Source organism: Paractinoplanes lichenicola, assembly GCF_016785085.1.
Lineage (GTDB): Bacteria > Actinomycetota > Actinomycetes > Mycobacteriales > Micromonosporaceae > Actinoplanes > Actinoplanes lichenicola.
Genome location: NZ_JAENHO010000002.1, coordinates 116,465 through 131,729, shown reverse-complemented (window position 1 = coordinate 131,729; position 15,265 = coordinate 116,465). Strand labels below are relative to the sequence as shown.

General features: G+C 70.4%; 13 protein-coding genes. 5 read left to right on the top strand and 8 right to left on the bottom strand.

The genetic code is table 11. The features are described from left to right. The first annotated feature begins 140 nt into the window (after positions 1 to 140). Positions 141 to 641: a hypothetical protein gene (locus tag JKJ07_RS05150; RefSeq protein ID WP_202990090.1), complete on the top strand. Its 501-nt coding sequence runs from the start codon at positions 141 to 143 to the stop codon at positions 639 to 641. Then, complete coding sequence (locus JKJ07_RS05145; protein ID WP_202990089.1) at positions 631 to 1,530, top strand: alpha/beta fold hydrolase; 900 nt, start codon at positions 631 to 633, stop codon at positions 1,528 to 1,530. The genes JKJ07_RS05150 and JKJ07_RS05145 overlap by 11 nt, the downstream gene beginning before the upstream one ends. On the opposite strand, the gene JKJ07_RS05140 is transcribed toward JKJ07_RS05145, so the two are convergent. Together JKJ07_RS05140 and JKJ07_RS05135 are read right to left on the bottom strand one after the other, a co-directional pair. Then, a complete protein-coding gene (locus JKJ07_RS05140) occupies positions 1,505 to 1,933 on the bottom strand; it encodes an SRPBCC family protein (RefSeq protein ID WP_202990088.1) in 429 nt (142 codons plus the stop codon). The genes JKJ07_RS05145 and JKJ07_RS05140 overlap by 26 nt on opposite strands. Before the next feature lie 12 nt (positions 1,934 to 1,945). Further along, positions 1,946 to 3,157: an MFS transporter gene (locus JKJ07_RS05135; RefSeq protein WP_202990087.1), complete on the bottom strand. Its 1,212-nt coding sequence runs from the start codon at positions 3,155 to 3,157 to the stop codon at positions 1,946 to 1,948. Positions 3,158 to 3,340: 183 nt separating this feature from the next. On the opposite strand from JKJ07_RS05135, the gene JKJ07_RS05130 reads away from it, so the two are divergent. Continuing rightward, a complete protein-coding gene (locus tag JKJ07_RS05130) occupies positions 3,341 to 4,486 on the top strand; it encodes a phosphotransferase (RefSeq protein ID WP_202990086.1) in 1,146 nt (381 codons plus the stop codon). Here the strand turns inward: JKJ07_RS05130 and JKJ07_RS05125 are convergent. The 4 genes from JKJ07_RS05125 to JKJ07_RS05110 all read right to left on the bottom strand — a co-directional run bounded on the left by JKJ07_RS05125 (position 4,477) and on the right by JKJ07_RS05110 (position 9,127). Continuing rightward, entirely contained in the window at positions 4,477 to 4,743 is a 267-nt protein-coding gene (locus tag JKJ07_RS05125) for a hypothetical protein (RefSeq protein ID WP_202990085.1), read from the bottom strand. The genes JKJ07_RS05130 and JKJ07_RS05125 overlap by 10 nt on opposite strands. A gap of 326 nt (positions 4,744 to 5,069) precedes the next feature. After that, on the bottom strand, positions 5,070 to 7,985 hold the full coding sequence (locus JKJ07_RS05120; protein WP_202990084.1) for a vitamin B12-dependent ribonucleotide reductase: 2,916 nt from the start codon (positions 7,983 to 7,985) through the stop codon (positions 5,070 to 5,072). Positions 7,986 to 8,019: 34 nt separating this feature from the next. Beyond that, the gene (gene nrdR / locus JKJ07_RS05115) at positions 8,020 to 8,532 is read right to left on the bottom strand and encodes a transcriptional regulator NrdR (RefSeq protein WP_202990083.1); all 513 of its coding nucleotides are present in this window, start codon (positions 8,530 to 8,532) and stop codon (positions 8,020 to 8,022) included. A gap of 271 nt (positions 8,533 to 8,803) precedes the next feature. Then, entirely contained in the window at positions 8,804 to 9,127 is a 324-nt protein-coding gene (locus JKJ07_RS05110; RefSeq protein WP_202990082.1) for a LysM peptidoglycan-binding domain-containing protein, read from the bottom strand. Between the two features lie 278 nt (positions 9,128 to 9,405). On the opposite strand from JKJ07_RS05110, the gene lexA reads away from it, so the two are divergent. Next, positions 9,406 to 10,191 carry a transcriptional repressor LexA gene (lexA, locus tag JKJ07_RS05105; protein ID WP_202990081.1) on the top strand — a complete coding sequence of 262 codons (786 nt, stop codon included), beginning with the start codon at positions 9,406 to 9,408 and terminating at the stop codon, positions 10,189 to 10,191. A gap of 15 nt (positions 10,192 to 10,206) precedes the next feature. Here the strand turns inward: lexA and JKJ07_RS05100 are convergent, their stop codons facing one another. Beyond that, positions 10,207 to 12,012: a hypothetical protein gene (locus JKJ07_RS05100; protein ID WP_202990080.1), complete on the bottom strand. Its 1,806-nt coding sequence runs from the start codon at positions 12,010 to 12,012 to the stop codon at positions 10,207 to 10,209. Positions 12,013 to 12,136: 124 nt separating this feature from the next. Further along, a complete protein-coding gene (hflX, locus tag JKJ07_RS05095; protein ID WP_202990079.1) occupies positions 12,137 to 13,558 on the bottom strand; it encodes a GTPase HflX in 1,422 nt (473 codons plus the stop codon). 219 nt (positions 13,559 to 13,777) lie between these two features. Here hflX and JKJ07_RS05090 point away from each other — a divergent pair, with 219 nt between their 5' ends. Then, positions 13,778 to 15,241 carry an NAD-dependent malic enzyme gene (locus JKJ07_RS05090; protein WP_202990078.1) on the top strand — a complete coding sequence of 488 codons (1,464 nt, stop codon included), beginning with the start codon at positions 13,778 to 13,780 and terminating at the stop codon, positions 15,239 to 15,241. Positions 15,242 to 15,265: the final 24 nt, after the last annotated feature.

Below are 15,265 nucleotides of genomic sequence, written 5' to 3'. Positions count from 1 at the left end.
GGGCACACCGTACTGGTCTTGGAAGGGTGAGCGGAAGGCCGCGTCCGAGATGGTCGATGTGCGGACAGTGACGACACCGGCGGGCACTTCGGACTTCACGCCACTTGACACCGCGCGTCAAGGACCGAGAACATGGCGGCATGACCCGGGACGACCCACTCGTCGAGCAGATCGTGCGGCTCCTCGACGTGCGGCTGCTCGATCCGCTCGAGGTGCTGCTCGAGGGGGACGACGCGGTCGACGCGCTGCGGCGGCTAGTGCGGCTGCGCGCCCGCGGGTGGGCGTCGACCCTGCGCGACGGCGACGACACGGCCGCGACGATGGCCTCGGCCCGGCTGATCGCGACCCTCTATCCCGGTGACGGGCCGTTCGACCCGCCGGCCGCGTGGTGGGGCTCGCCGCTCGGACGGGTGGTGGCCCGGCGGGTCGGGCATCCGTGGTTCGAGTCGATCTCGTATGCCACCGCGGGCGCGATGCTCGGGATCACCCGGCAAGGCGTGCACGACCTGGTGAAACGCGGGCGGCTGCCCCGGCACCCGGACGGCGGAGTGCCGTCGGTGGCCGTACGGGATCGGCTGCGCTCCGCGCCCTCCGACTCTTCCGACACTTCCGACTCGCCTGGAGACTCTGATGATCAATGATCGGCTGATCGACGCGGGCGACGTGCCGCTCGCGGTCCGCGACTTCGGTGGGGACCAGCCGCCGCTGCTGTTGCTGCACGGCGCCGGGGGCAACCTGGCCATGATGACCACGCTGGCGCGCGCCCTGCGGCCGAACCACCGGGTGATCACCGTGGACCTGCGGGGGCACGGGCGCTCGGGCGAGGGCTCGTGGACGTGGGACACCGCGCTGGGCGACCTCGCGGCGGTGTGCGTACAGATGGAGATCGAACGGCCCGCCGTGGTGGGGCACTCGCTCGGCGGGATGCTGGCCGCGCTGTGGGGTCAGCGGCATCCGGAGGCGCCGGGCGTGGTGAGCCTCGACGGGAATCCGCCGCCGGTCACGCCGGCGCAGCTGCCGGGGCTGGACCCGGAGAAGGCGGCCGCCGAGCTGGCCCGGCTGCACGGGATCTTCGACCGGATGGCGGCCCTGGCCGGTCAGGTGATCGAGGCGGATCAGCTGGCCGACCTGGTCGAGCGGCAGCAGGCGGCGGCGCGCGACATGGGGGCCAACGAGAAGGTGTGGATCGAGGGCTTCCGGCGCAACCTCGCGCACGAGAACGGCGAGACGTCGATGCGCCCCTCGGCCGCGGTGACGACCCAATTGCGTACGCTGATGAACGAACTTGATCTTGGCCCGGTGTACGCCGCGACGTCGTGCCCGGAGCTGGTCGTGCTGGCCACCCGCAACCTGCCCGAGCAGGAGCCGTTCGCCGAGCTCTACGAGGCGCACCGGCGCTATCTGCTCGACCAGGTGCGCGCGGCCGGGCACCCGCGATACATCCAGCTGGCCGACGCCTCGCACGCGATGGTGATCGAGCAGCCGGCCGTGCTGGCCGGGCTGATCACCGATTTTCTGCGCTCGAAGTAGCCAAGAGATAGACGGGCAGCCGGGTCAGGCAGCTCTCCCAGCCAGCCCTGTACATCTCGGCGGTCTCGTCGTCGACCTGGTCGTGGACGATCAGCAGATCGGTGCCGGCGCCGGACGGGGTGAGCTCGATCGTCACCCGGCTGTCCCGGTCGTCGCCGGCCCAGCGCCACGACTGCACCAGGCGGCGGGGCGGGTCGAGCTCGAGATACTCCCCCGCGAAGCCCATGTCGCCCGCGTCGATGCCGAAACGGCCGCCGACGACCGGGTCGGAGTGGGCGCGCGGGTGCATCGAGGCCGGCCAATACCAAGCGGTGAGCGCCTCGGCGTCGGTCAGTGCGGACCACACCCGTACGGGCGTGGCTTCTACGTTTGACTTGATCACCGCGGACTTGTCGTACGCCATGGACCGAGGCTGTCAGTCCCCGGACTTTCCCGCCACCCCGTCCGGGGCCGGCTCGATGGGCCGGGTGGCGCCCGAGGCGAGCAGGCCCAGGGCCAGGGCGCCGAAGACGCACAGCATCGCCCGGAGGACGCCCACGTGCTCGGCGAGCAGGCCGATCAGGGGCGGGCCGGCCAGGAAAGCGCCGTAGCCGACCGAGCCAGCCACCGAGACGCGGATGGCGGCGCGGGCCGGATCGTCGGCGGCCGAGCTCATGCCGATCGGGAAACCCAGCGACGCGCCCGCGCCCCAGAGCAACGCGCCCGCGATCGCGAACGGGACGGCGATCTCGGAGACGACCAGCAGCAGACCGAGGGCGGCCGACGCCGCGGTGAGGCGCAGGGTGAGGACGCGGCCCCAACGCTCGATCGCGTAGCCGCCGAAGAGCCGGCCCAGCGTCATCGCGGTGACGAAACTCCCGAACGCGATGGCGGCGATCGTGTCGTCGGCCCGATAGCCGTCGACCAGGCCGATGGCCAGCCAGTCGTTGGCCGTGCCCTCCGTGAAGCCGAAGCCGAGCATGACCAGGCCGATCAGCACGGTCCGGGGCTCCCGCCAGGCCTGGCCCACGCTCATCGCGGGCTTCTCACCGGCGGGCAGCGGGTGGTAGGGCAGGAATTTGCGTACGGTCGGGGCCGTGACCGCCGCCGCCAGCGCCGCGGTGATGTAAAGCTGAGCCCAGATCGGCAGGTCGACCGCGGCCGCGACGGCGCTGAAGGCCGCGCCGAGCACCGTGCCCAGGCTGAAGCCGGCGTGGAAGCGGGGCATGATCGTGCGGCCCAGGCGGCGCTCGACGTCGGCCCCCTCGACGTTCATGGCGACGTCCCACGTGCTGTTGCCCATGCCGGTCAGCACCAGGCCCAGCCCGGCCAGCGGCACCGAGCCGACGAGGGTGCCGGTGGCCAGGCCGGTGAGCCCGAGCACCATCGACGTGCTGCCGATCAGCACCGCCCTGGCCGGGCCGAAGCGCTGCACGAGCGGGCCGGCCAGCGGGATGGCGCTGATCGCGGCCACCGACAGGCACAGCAGGAGCAGCCCGAAGCCGGCCGCCGAGAGGTCGAGACCGTCGCGGACCGCGGGGGCCCGGGCCAGCCATCCCGCGTACGCGAGGCCGTTTGTGGCAAAGGTGAAGCCGACTGCCACCTTGGCCAGTTCGAGGCGGGGACGATCGAACTCGGTGGCGCTCACGCCCCGAACTTACACGTTAAACCTGGCGGGCCTCGTGGAGATCGGGTTAACCTTCGGACGCGTGCCGGGGAGCGCGCCGAGACCCGCCGGAAGGCTTGAAGCCACCCCACGAGATTCGGTTGGGCGACGGCTGCCGACGCTCTGACCGCCCGTGCGGGTCCGGGCGCTGAGCGAGGTGCTCCGATGAAGACCCTGCCCGACAACCCCCACCTCGACCACCTGCGCCGCCAGGCCAAAGATCTGCTGGCCGGCCTGCGCGACACGCGCCCCGAGGCGACCCTGGCCGACGCACAGACGGCACTGGCCCGGCAATACGGCTTCCGCACCTGGGCCGACCTCAAGGCCGAGGTCGACCGTGGCCGCGGCGGCGCCGTCGAAGCCGGTCAGGCACTCGCCGAGCAGCTCGCGGACCGGTACGGGCTGGGCGCGGTGGTCGCGATGCGGTCGCTGGCCCGGCCGGACGAGATGGGCCGGCGCTGGCTGCTCGAGACCGGTCAGGGCCGCTGGGCGGTCCGCACCGTCGACGACGTCTATCCGGTCACCGACGGCGAGGAGAACACCCGCTTCCAGGAGGCCGCGCTGCGGGCCGGGGTCACGCTGCCCCGGCCGGTGCGCAGCCTCGACGGCCGGGTCGTCGAAGAGATCGGCGGGCACCGCTGGCGGGTCTACGAATCGGTGCGGTCCGGGCCGCCCCTCGCCGCGCCGGTCAGCGCGACCATCACCCGCGAGGTCGGGGCGCTGCTGGCGATCGTGCACGGGCTGCGGTTCCCGGCGGCGGAGATCTGCCCCTGGAACGACCGGCGGCTCTCGACCCGGGGCTGGGCCGAGCTGGCCGGGCCGGCCACGGCCAAGGGGGCGGCCTGGGCCCCGGTGCTGACCGCGGCGCTGCCCGCGCTGGCCGAGCTGGAGTCCATCGGGGACTGTCATGCCGCGACCACGGAACCGGTGCTGTGTCACAACAACTTCAACCCGGGGAACGTACGGGTGTCGAAAACTCTCGTGGTGAGCGGGTGGGAGCACGCGGCCGGGCTGCCACCGGAATGGGAACTGGCGGCGGCCCTGGCGAACTGGGCCGTCGACCCGAACGGCGGCGTGAACGAGGCCGGGGCGCGGGCCCTGCTCGAGGGTTACGGGTCGACACGGCCGCTGACCTTGGCCGACTTCCGCGGGACGGCGATCGGGCTGCAGAACTACGTGGCCGGGCAGGTGGAACTTGCGCTCGAAGCCACCGGCGACGAGGACGCCCGCTTCGCCGACCGCAACGTCCGGCATCTGCTGACCCACTTGCCGTCGCGGGCCGCCCTGGAGGAACTCGTCAGCTATTCGTAACTCGAACTGTTGGCGACGATGTTGATCCCGATGAGGGCGGCGCCGAAGAGCACGGGCCACAGCACGGCCCCGGTGTAGGCGCCGACTGCGGTGTCGGGGCGCGAGCGGCGGCTGTGCCACTGGCCGAGCAGGATCACCGCTACCAGGGCCGTCGCGAGGGCCGCCCACAACACGGCGACGTTACGGATCAGCCAGACGACCGTCAGCGCCGCTGCCCAGACCACCAGAGCTTGAGCCAGGCCGGAGAGGAGACGCATCGGCACACGGTAGCGGAATGACCCGGTCACTGGAGCTCGACCTCGATCTGGTCGTCGGCCAGCCACTGGAGGATGCGATCGAGGTCGACCTTCGCCCTCGCCAGGTGTGTGCGGGCCAGCGCCATCCAGAGTGACATCGACGAACAGCCCCTCGAAATCGGCGCGCGCCGCGAGCTCGACGTCCGGTTCTCCCATGACGGCTTCGTCAACCCAACAGCCAGCGAAGCGGGTGGGAGATCTCGTTCATGGCCCGAGTGTGCCGGACGCCGGAAAGCCGATGCCTCCCACCCGGAAACGGGTGGGAGGCATCGATGCCAACCCCGGTGTCAGCTGCAGCCGGAGGTGGAGCCGCAGCCTTCGCAGACGTAGCAGCTGCCGGCGCGGCGCATCTTGGTGCCGCAGGTGAAGCAGAGCGGCGCGTCGGCCGAGTGGCCGGTGACGACCTCGAGCAGCTCGGTGGAGGAGCCGGCCGAGGACGGCGCGGCCTTTTCCGGCTCCGCCGTCGGGATCACGGCGTCGGCCGGGGCGGTGGCCCCGCCGACCGGGGCGGAGACCGGGGCGGAGGCGGCCAGGGTGGTCACGACCTGGTCGACCGCGGCGGCCTCGGCCGCTGCCTCGGCCTGGACCTGGGCGGCACGCTCCTTGGCGGTGAAGATGCCCAGGTCGGCGCGGGTGTCGTACGGCAGGAAGTCGAGCGCCAGGCGACGGAAGATGTAGTCCATCACCGACGCTGCCATGCGCACGTCCGGGTCGTCGGTCATGCCGGCCGGCTCGAAGCGCATGTTGGTGAACTTGCTGACGTACGTCTCCAGCGGGACGCCGTACTGCAGGCCTATCGAGATCGCGACGGAGAAGGCGTCCATGACCCCGGCCAGGGTCGAACCCTGCTTCGACATCTTGAGGAAGACCTCGCCGAGGCCGTCGTCCGGGTAGGACGACGCGGTGAGGTAGCCCTCGGCCCCGCCGACCGAGAAGGAGACCGTCTCGGACGGGCGCTTCTTGGGCAGCCGCTTGCGGACCGGGCGGTATTCGATGACCTTCTCGACGACCTTCTCGACCTCGGCCGCGGGGGCCTCGGTGGCGGCGGTCTCGGTCGAGGCGGTGCCGGACTTCTTGCCGGCCGCGGAGAGCGGCTGGCCGACCTTGCAGTTGTCGCGGTAGATCGCGAGCGCCTTCAGGCCGAGCTTCCAGCCCTGGTAGTGGATCTCCTCGATCTCCTCGACGGTCGCCGTCTCGGGCATGTTGACCGTCTTGGAGATGGCGCCCGAGATGAACGGCTGCACGGCGGCCATCATGCGCACGTGGCCGAGCGGCGAGATCACGCGCTCGCCCATGGCGCAGTCGAAGACCGGGTAGTGCTCGGGCTTGAGGCCCGGCGCGTCGACGACGTTGCCGTGGTCGGAGATGTGCTCGACGATCGCCTCGACCTGCTCCTCGGGGTAGCCGAGGCTGCGCAGGGCGCGCGGGACCGTCTGGTTGACGATCTGCATCGAGCCGCCGCCGACGAGCTTCTTGAACTTGACCAGGGCCAGGTCGGGCTCGATGCCGGTGGTGTCGCAGTCCATCATCAGGCCGATGGTGCCGGTCGGGGCGAGCACCGACGCCTGGGCGTTGCGCCAGCCGTTCTTCTCGCCGATCTTGAGGCCGTCCTGCCACTGCTTGCCGGCCTCGCGGGCCAGCTCGGCGGCGATCGGGTGCGCCGGGCGGATGTCGTCGCTGGCCGCGGCGTGCTTGCGCATGACCCGCTTGTGGGCGTCGGCGTTGCGGGCGTAACCCTCGTACGGCCCGACGACTCCGGCCAGCTCGGCCGAGCGACGATACGCCGTGCCGGTCATCACCGAGGTGATCGCGGCGGCGACGCTGCGGCCCGCCTCCGAGTCGTACGGCAGGCCGGAGGCCATCAGCAGGGCGCCGATGTTCGCGTAGCCGATGCCGAGCTGACGGTAGGCGCGGGTGGTGATGCCGATCTTCTCGGTCGGGAAGTCGGCGAACGAGATCGAGATCTCCATCGCGGTGATGATGAACTCGACGCTCTTCACGAACTTCTCGGTCTCGAAGCCGCCGTCGGCCTTGAGGAACTTCATGAGGTTGAGCGAGGCCAGGTTGCAGGACGAGTCGTCCAGCGACATGTATTCCGAGCACGGGTTGGACGCGGTGATCCGGCCGGTCTCGGGGTTGGTGTGCCAGTCGTTGATGATGTCGTCGTACTGCAGGCCGGGGTCGGCGCACTCCCAAGCGGCCTGGGCGATGTCGCGGAAGAGCTTCTTGGCGTCGACCTTCTCGATGACCTCGCCGTCGAGCCGGCCGCGCAGGCCGAACTCAGTGCCCTCCTCGTACGCCCGCATGAACTCGTCCGAGACGCGGACCGAGTTGTTGGCGTTCTGATACTGCACGGAGACGATGTCGTCGCCGCCGAGGTCCATGTCGAACCCGGCGTCGCGCAGCGCGCGGATCTTGTCTTCCTCACGCGCCTTGGTGCGCACGAACTCCTCGATGTCGGGGTGATCGACGTCGAGGATGACCATCTTGGCGGCCCGGCGGGTGGCGCCACCGGACTTGATCGTGCCGGCGCTGGCGTCGGCGCCGCGCATGAAGCTCACCGGGCCACTGGCGGTCCCCCCGGACGACAGCAGCTCCTTGGAGGAGCGGATGCGGGACAGGTTCACGCCGGAGCCCGAACCGCCCTTGAAGATCAGGCCCTCCTCCTTGTACCAGTCGAGAATCGAGTCCATCGAGTCGTCGACCGAGAGGATGAAGCACGCGCTGACCTGCTGCGGCGACTTGGTGCCGACGTTGAACCAGACCGGCGAGTTGAAGCTGAACACCTGGTGCATCAGCATCCAGGTGAGCTCGTGATCGAACAGCTCGGCGTCGGCCTTGGTGGCGAAGTAGCCGTTCTTCTCGCCCGCCTTGCGGTACGTCGAGACGACCCGGTCGATCAGCTGCTTGAGCGACCACTCGCGGTCGGCCGTGCCCACGGCGCCCCGGAAGTACTTGGTGGTGACGATGTTCGCCGCGTTGACACTCCACGCGGTCGGGAACTCGACGCCCTTCTGCTCGAAGTTGATCGAGCCGTCCCGCCAGTTCGTCATGACGACGTCGCGGCGCTCCCACTCGACCTCGTCGTACGGGTGGACTCCCTCGGTCGTCCAGACCCGCTCGACCCGCAGCCCCCCGCCGGCCGCGCTCACGCCGTTCGCACGGCTGCGCTGCCGACCTGCTGTGATGCCGTCCCCGGCCATACTGCTCCCCCTCGAAAAAATGCCGCTACTGCCGTCAAGCCCGTGGTGCGCGACCGCCGGACCGCGGGGCCACGGGGTGTCGCACCCCGGCCTCGCGGGCGATCGTCGCCTCGCGCAGCGCCGTGATCTCCCTCTCGAACTCGTCGAGCGAGTCGAAGGACTTGTAGACGCTGGCGAACCGGAGATAAGCCACCTGGTCGAGCTCTCGCAGCGGAGCGAGGATGGCCAGGCCCACTTCGTGGCTGGGCACCTCGGCCGCGCCCTTGGCCCGGACGGTCTCCTCGACCTTCTGCGCGAGCAGCGCGATCGAGTCCTCGTCGACGGGCCGGCCCTGGCAGGCCTTGCGAACCCCGCTCATGATCTTTGCCCGGCTGAACGGCTCGGTGACACCGCTGCGCTTCACGACGGCGAGGATCGCCTCCTCGACCGTGGTGAACCGCTTGCCGCACTCGGGGCACGATCGACGGCGACGGATCAGCTGACCGTCGTCGGCCTCGCGCGAGTCGACCACCCGTGAATCGGCGTGGCGACAGTACGGGCAGCGCACCTCGGACCCCCTTCAGCACCCTCCACGATCGCCCGCAGGCACGCAAAAACACGGCGGTTCGCCGGTTACTCACCAGCTGACGCCGTTACGGCCGGTAGATGAACGGTGGAGGTGAACCCCAACCAGTGGATGACTTACACCCTTGTAACTACTAGATGTTGGGGTAGACGCTATGCCGCGGCGGACACCGGCGCAAGTTCACCGGCGGGTCGGCGCGCCGTATTTTGCGACTCAACACGAGCGGTGGACCGGCGGTCACGGACCGCTGAGATCAGACGGCCCGCGGCAAGATCAAAACATCGCCGGCGGCCACGCCGTAGCCCGACAGGCCGTTGAGCCGGCGCAATTCGTCGACGGCGGCCTGGCCGTCACGGCTCGGCATCGAGCGGGCCGCGATGTCCCACAGCGTGTCGCCCGAGCGGACCACGATCGTCGGCGGCGGACCGGCGGGAGACTGCTCGGCCCGGGACGCGGTGGTGAACAACACGGCACTGGCCAGCGAGGCCAGCACGACCAGGAGGCCGAGGACGACGACGCGGCCGCGACGGGTGAGTCGCAGCGGAGGCTCCACGTGCCGCACCTGGTTCGCCACCATGACGTTCCCTCCACCGAGAGGCGATCTTCGTACGAGCGTTCGATCGAACGCCCGTACGACGGTCTATCAGAACACGCGTACGGAAGTCGAGCACTTCCGGGCGACACGCCGGAGGAATGTCGTACAGATGTTTGAATATGTCGTACCGCGCCATTACGGTCTTCCCTCAAGAGGGTCAGCCGGGCGAGCGCCATCCCCACGGTGCGAGCCGGCTCCGCGAACGCAGGACGCACCACGTGCCCCACCCCACGGGGCACTGGCCGACAGGGAGGGCGGACGTGTCGACCGACGACCGGACGAGCAGCCGGCAACATCAGACCAAGCCAGACAGCGGAGCGGCGCTGCGCCGCCGCACACCGAGCCGCGGGCGTGCCGCCGACGCGCCGCAACTGCGCTCGGTCACCCCGGTGGTCAGCCAGTTCCCCGAGCCGGTCACCGCCGACCTGACCGCCCGGCAGAAGCGCATTCTCGAGTTCATCCGCGACTGGGTGGAGCGTTACGGCTATCCGCCCAGCGTGCGGGAGATCGGCGAGGCGGTCGGCCTGGTCTCGCCGTCAAGCGTGGCCTATCAGCTGAAGGCGCTGGAGACCAAGGGCTTCCTGCGGCGCGACCCCAACCGGCCGCGCGCCGTCGACGTCCGCTCCCCCAACGAGATGGTCGACGAGGAGGGCCTGCGCTCGGCGCGCCCCCAGCCGGCGTACGTGCCGCTGGTCGGGCGGATCGCCGCCGGTGGCCCGATCCTGGCCGAGCAGGCCGTCGAGGAGTTCTTCCCGCTGCCGCGCGAGCTGGTCGGCGAGGGCGAGGTCTTCATGCTCGAGGTCAAGGGCGACTCGATGATCGACGCGGCGATCTGCAACGGCGACTGGGTCGTCGTGCGGCAGCAGCCGACGGCGAACGCGGGCGACATCGTGGCCGCCATGATCGACGGCGAGGCCACGGTGAAGAGCTATCGACAGCGCGACGGGCACGTCTGGCTGATGCCGGCCAACCCCGCGTTCGACCCGATCCCGGGCGACGACGCGACCATCATGGGCCGCGTCGTGGCCGTGCTGCGCCGGGTCTGACGAAGCGGCAGAAGATCAGCGCCGGGGGCCGTATCCGTCGAAACGGCCCTCGGGACGCTGCTGCTGGAAGTCGTTGCGACCGCCGTAGACGCCACCGCCACCGCCACCACGCGGCGGAGGCTGCTGACCGCGCGGCGGTTGCTGGCCGCGGGGAGGTTGCTGGCCACCCCGCGGCGGCTGGCCCTGCGGCCCACGCGGCGGTTGACCCTGCGGCCCACGCGGCGGTTGACCCTGCGGCCCACGCGGAGGCTGGCCCTGGGGACCGCGAGGCGGCTGACCCTGCGGGCCACGGGGAGGCTGACCCTGCGGGCCCCGAGGCGGCTGGCCCTGAGGACCACGCGGCGGCTGACCCTGCGGGCCCCGAGGCGGCTGGCCCTGAGGACCACGGGGCGGCTGACCTTGCGGGCCACGCGGAGGCTGACCACCCTGCGGGCCGCCGTAGACCCCGGCCCGCGCCGGCTGCTGCTGCCCGTTGGCGGGTCGTCCTTGCGGCTTGGCACCAGGGCCGCCGGGCCCACCAGGCCGCTGCCCATGGGGGTTGCCGCCGTAGACACCGGACTTGGGCCCGGCCGGCTTGCCGTTGACCGGCCCCGACCGCGCGCCGCCATAGACCCCGGACCGCTGCGGCGCCCCGCCGACCCCGATCAGCTCGGTCTCGGGCTCGCCCGCGAGCGGGTTCTTGAAGCCGTCGTCGTCACCGTCGTCGTCGGCGGCCGGCGCGGCGGCCACCCGCTTGCGGTGCTTGACGATCCCCATCGCGCCCACGCCCACGAGGATCAGCCCGAGCAGGCCGACCCCGCCCACGGCGTAGGTGATGTCGCTGAGCTCGAGGTTCGCATACCAGGCGCCGCCCTCGTCCTCGCCCGCGTCCTTGGCCGCGCTGGCGACCGTGGTGGCCGGCGTGTAACGCAGGATGTAGTTCGGCGTTTCGGTCTCGCCGCTCATGTCCGACGTCGTGTAGAAGAACTTGCCGTCGGGGCTGTAGGCGATCGCCTCGCCCAGCGTCTCGTTGGGCAGCCCGGTCGTGCGGGGCCGGCCCTTGATCGCGGCGAGCACGTCACCGTTCTTGACGTCCCACTCGAGCGCGTCGGTGTAAGTCCGCAGGGCGACCTTGCCGCCGCCGGGCGCCACCGCGCCGCCGCTGATCGTCTTGTTGCCGATCCGCGCGTACGGCCCGCCGGCGGTCTGCGTCGCGGAGGGCTGGATCTCGGCGACGCGCCGCATCGGCACGCCTTCCTCGTTGTTCGACTTGAGCGCGGCGGTCGGCTGGTAGACCCCGGCCGGCTTGCCGATCTCCTTGGTGACGATCAGCGGGGTGCCGTCGCCGTTGAGCAACATCGCCTCGGCGTCGTGCTTGTCGCCCTCGGGGTAGGAGAGCCGGTGCAGCACCGGCTCGCCCTTGCCGGTGGCCGGCAGCGACCAGAGGCCGATCGTGGGCCGGCTCTTGTCGTTGTCGAAGTTGTTGTCGCCGATGTCGGCGACCCACAGCGTCTTGCCGTCGGGCGAAAGGATCAGGTCTTCCGGATCGAGCTGGCCCTTGCCGCTGTATTTGACGGCGTTGGTGACCTCGCACTTGGTGTCGAGGAAGAAGATGCGCTTGTTGGCGTTCTCGCCGGTGCTGTCGTTGATCACGACGTAGCCCGTCTTGGTGGCCACCAGCCCGGACGCCTCGTTGATCCGCTTGTCCTTGATCTGGCACATCTTCTTGCCAGCCACGGAGGGCACGCTGACCGTGGGGATCGGATCGTCGGCAAACGCCGCGGACGAGCCGATCATCACCAGCCCGGAGGCCACGATCACCGGGAACACGAGACGCCGCATCCGATCAGTGTCGCATGAGCTTTCCAGGACCGGTGTTACGCCTGGATCTCGTGAATGCGTTATGTCGGTTTAGCCGCGAACTCGGCAAAGCCGGCCGGTCGAGAGGACCGGCCGGCGTTGTCGGCTAGATCACGAAGTTGGCCAGATCGGCCGCCAGCGCCTCGCCGACGCGGACCCGCAGCTCGGTGCCGGCCTCGACGTGCTGGGTCTGCAGCACCTGACCGGTGCGGTGGATCCGGGCCACCAGGTCACCACGGTCGTACGGCAGCAGGACGCGCATGTCGATCGCCGGGCGCGGCAGCTTCTCGGCGATCGCCTGGTGCAGCTCGGCGATGCCCGCGCCGGACTTGGCCGACACGAACACGGCGTCGGGCCACGCGCGCTTGAGGCGCAGCACCGTCTCCTCGTCGGCGGCGTCCATCTTGTTGATCACCAGCAGCTCGGGGATCGCGTCGGCGCTCACCTCGGCCAGCACCTCGCGGACCGCGCTGACCTGACCCTCGGGGTCGGGGTGGGCGCCGTCGACGACGTGCACGACCAGGTCGGCGTACGAGACTTCCTCGAGCGTGGAGCGGAACGCTTCCACGATCTGGTGCGGCAGGTGCCGGACGAAGCCGACCGTGTCGGACAGCGTGTAGACGCGCCCGTCCTCGGCCGAGGTGCGCCGGGTGGTCGGGTCGAGCGTGGCGAACAGCGCGTCCTCCACCAGCACGCCGGCCTGGGTCAGCCGGTTGAGCAGGCTGGACTTGCCCGCGTTGGTGTAGCCGGCGATCGCCACGGCCGGGACGCCGCTGCTCGCACGGCGCGAGCGCTTGGTCTGCCGTACGGTGCGCATGGCCTTGATCTCCCGGCGCAGCTTCGCGATGCGCTGGTTGATGCGGCGGCGATCGGTCTCGAGCTTGGTCTCACCGGGACCACGCGTCCCGACGCCACCACCGCCCGAGCCACCGCCGGCGCCACCACCCTGCCGGGACAGCGACTCACCCCAGCCCCGCAGCCGCGGCAGCAGGTATTGCAGCTGGGCCAGCTCGACCTGGGCCTTACCCTCTTTGCTCTTCGCGTGCTGGGCGAAGATGTCGAGGATCAGCGCCGTACGGTCGACGACCTTGACCTTGACCTGCTGCTCGAGGTTGCGCAGCTGGCTCGGGGAGAGCTCGCCGTCGCAGATGACCGTGTCGGCGCCGGTGGCGACCACCGCGTCGCGCAGCTCGTCGACCTTGCCGCGACCGATGAAGGTGGCGGTGTCGGGACGGGAGCGCCGCTGGATCAGGCCCTCGAGCACCTGCGAACCGGCGGTCTCGGCCAGCGCGGCCAGCTCGGTCAGCGAGTTGTCGGCATCGGAGACGCTGCCCTCGGTCCAGACGCCGACCAGAACGACCCGCTCGAGCCGCAGCTGCCGATACTCGACCTCGGTGATGTCGGTGAGCTCGGTGGAGAGACCGGCAACCCGCCGCAGCGAGTGCCGCTCCTCGAGCTCGAGGTCGCCGGTCGTGACGTCGTCCGGCTCGTCAAGTTCCAGTACGGGTGCCTGGTAAGTGTTTCGCAAAAGGTGACCTCCTCGGCCCCGATCGTGGCACGTGACCGTTCTCGGCGCATCCACTTAACGTGGCCGGGCGTTTGATTGAAGCGTTGTTTAATTCAGGTAGGGCGGCGGGTGGGGAGGAGGACGTGAGTGCTGGGCTCTCCTATAACTACCCGGATGGAATCCGATATTCCACAGGAGCAAGATTACGGTGACGCACCCACCAATGTCGGAGGGAACACCGTGGTGACGACCCGCCTGCCGAGCGCAGGATTCTCGATCACGATCCGGATAGCAGTGACCGCGGACGCCTCGTCCATCGGCCGTCTCACCACCTGTGTCGGCGAGGCCGGCGCGATCGTGACGGCCCTCGACGTGGTCGACTCGGACCCCACTCGCGTGCTCGTCGACCTCACCTGCGACACGGCCGACTCCAGCCACGCCGACCAGGTCGTCAAGCAGCTCGAGGAGCAGGACGGCGTCGACGTCCGCAAGGTCTCCGACCGCACCTTCCTGCTGCACCTGGGTGGCAAGATCGAGGTGCAGTCGAAGGTCGCGCTGCGCACCCGTGACGAGCTCTCCCGGGCCTACACGCCGGGTGTCGCCCGCGTCTGCATGGCGATCGCCGAGAACCCGGCCGACGCCCGCCGCCTGACCATCAAGCGCAACACGGTCGCCGTGGTCAGCGACGGCTCGGCCGTGCTGGGCCTGGGCAACATCGGCCCGGCCGCGGCCATGCCGGTCATGGAGGGCAAGGCCGCGCTGTTCAAGCGGTTCGGCGGCGTGGACGCCTGGCCGGTCGTGCTCGACACCCAGGACACCGACGAGATTGTGCGCATCGTGAAAGCGATCGCGCCGGCCTACGGCGGCATCAACCTCGAGGACATCGCCGCGCCGCGCTGTTTCGAGATCGAGGCGCGGCTCCGCGAGCAGCTCGACATTCCGGTCTTCCACGACGACCAGCACGGCACGGCCATCTGCGTGCTCGCGGCGCTGACCAACGCGCTGCGGGTGGTCGGCAAGCGACTCGAGGACGTCCGGGTCGTGGTGTCGGGCGCGGGCGCGGCGGGCACGGCGATCATGAAGCTGCTGCTGCGCCAGGGCGTGGGCGACATCATCGCGTACGACCGGAAGGGCGCCCTGCACCGCGGGATGGCCGACATGTCGGAGACCTGGCAGTGGCTGGCCGAGAACACCAACAAGGACAACTATTCGGGTGACCTGCCCGGCGCGATCGTCGGCGCCGACGTGTTCATCGGCGTGAGCGCGCCCAACCTGCTCACCGGTGACGACGTGGCCAAGATGGCCGAGAAGTCGATCGTCTTCGCGCTGGCCAACCCCGACCCCGAGGTCGACCCGCGCGAGGCCCGCCGGCACGCCGCGGTCGTCGCCACCGGCCGGTCCGACCAGCCCAACCAGATCAACAACGTGCTGGCGTTCCCCGGCGTCTTCCGCGGCATGCTCGACGTCAGCGCCGAGGAGTTCACCGAGGAGATGGCGCTGGCCGCGGCGCGCGCGATCGCCGACGTGGTGGGCGAGGACAAGCTCAACCCCACCGTCATCATCCCGAGCGTCTTCGACCCGAAGGTCACTCCGGCCGTGGCCGCCGCCATCCGCGCCGCGGTCAAGGGGCCCTCTTCCGGATCGCACAACGCGAGTGCTCTGCCGGAGGCCGACCTCGAACAGGCGCCGGAAGAGACCTTCTAAAACCATTTCGTACGAGTTAGGACC

Bases quoted from the DNA above. Each gene is read 5' to 3' on its own strand.
- JKJ07_RS05150 (WP_202990090.1), top strand. From the start codon at position 141: ATGACCCGGGACGACCCACTCGTCGAGCAGATCGTGCGGCTCCTCGAC.
- JKJ07_RS05145 (WP_202990089.1), top strand. From the start codon at position 631: ATGATCAATGATCGGCTGATCGACGCGGGCGACGTGCCGCTCGCGGTC.
- JKJ07_RS05140 (WP_202990088.1), bottom strand. From the start codon at position 1,933: ATGGCGTACGACAAGTCCGCGGTGATCAAGTCAAACGTAGAAGCCACG.
- JKJ07_RS05130 (WP_202990086.1), top strand. From the start codon at position 3,341: ATGAAGACCCTGCCCGACAACCCCCACCTCGACCACCTGCGCCGCCAG.
- JKJ07_RS05125 (WP_202990085.1), bottom strand. From the start codon at position 4,743: ATGCGTCTCCTCTCCGGCCTGGCTCAAGCTCTGGTGGTCTGGGCAGCG.
- JKJ07_RS05120 (WP_202990084.1), bottom strand. From the start codon at position 7,985: ATGGCCGGGGACGGCATCACAGCAGGTCGGCAGCGCAGCCGTGCGAAC.
- JKJ07_RS05110 (WP_202990082.1), bottom strand. From the start codon at position 9,127: ATGGTGGCGAACCAGGTGCGGCACGTGGAGCCTCCGCTGCGACTCACC.
- JKJ07_RS05100 (WP_202990080.1), bottom strand. From the start codon at position 12,012: ATGCGGCGTCTCGTGTTCCCGGTGATCGTGGCCTCCGGGCTGGTGATG.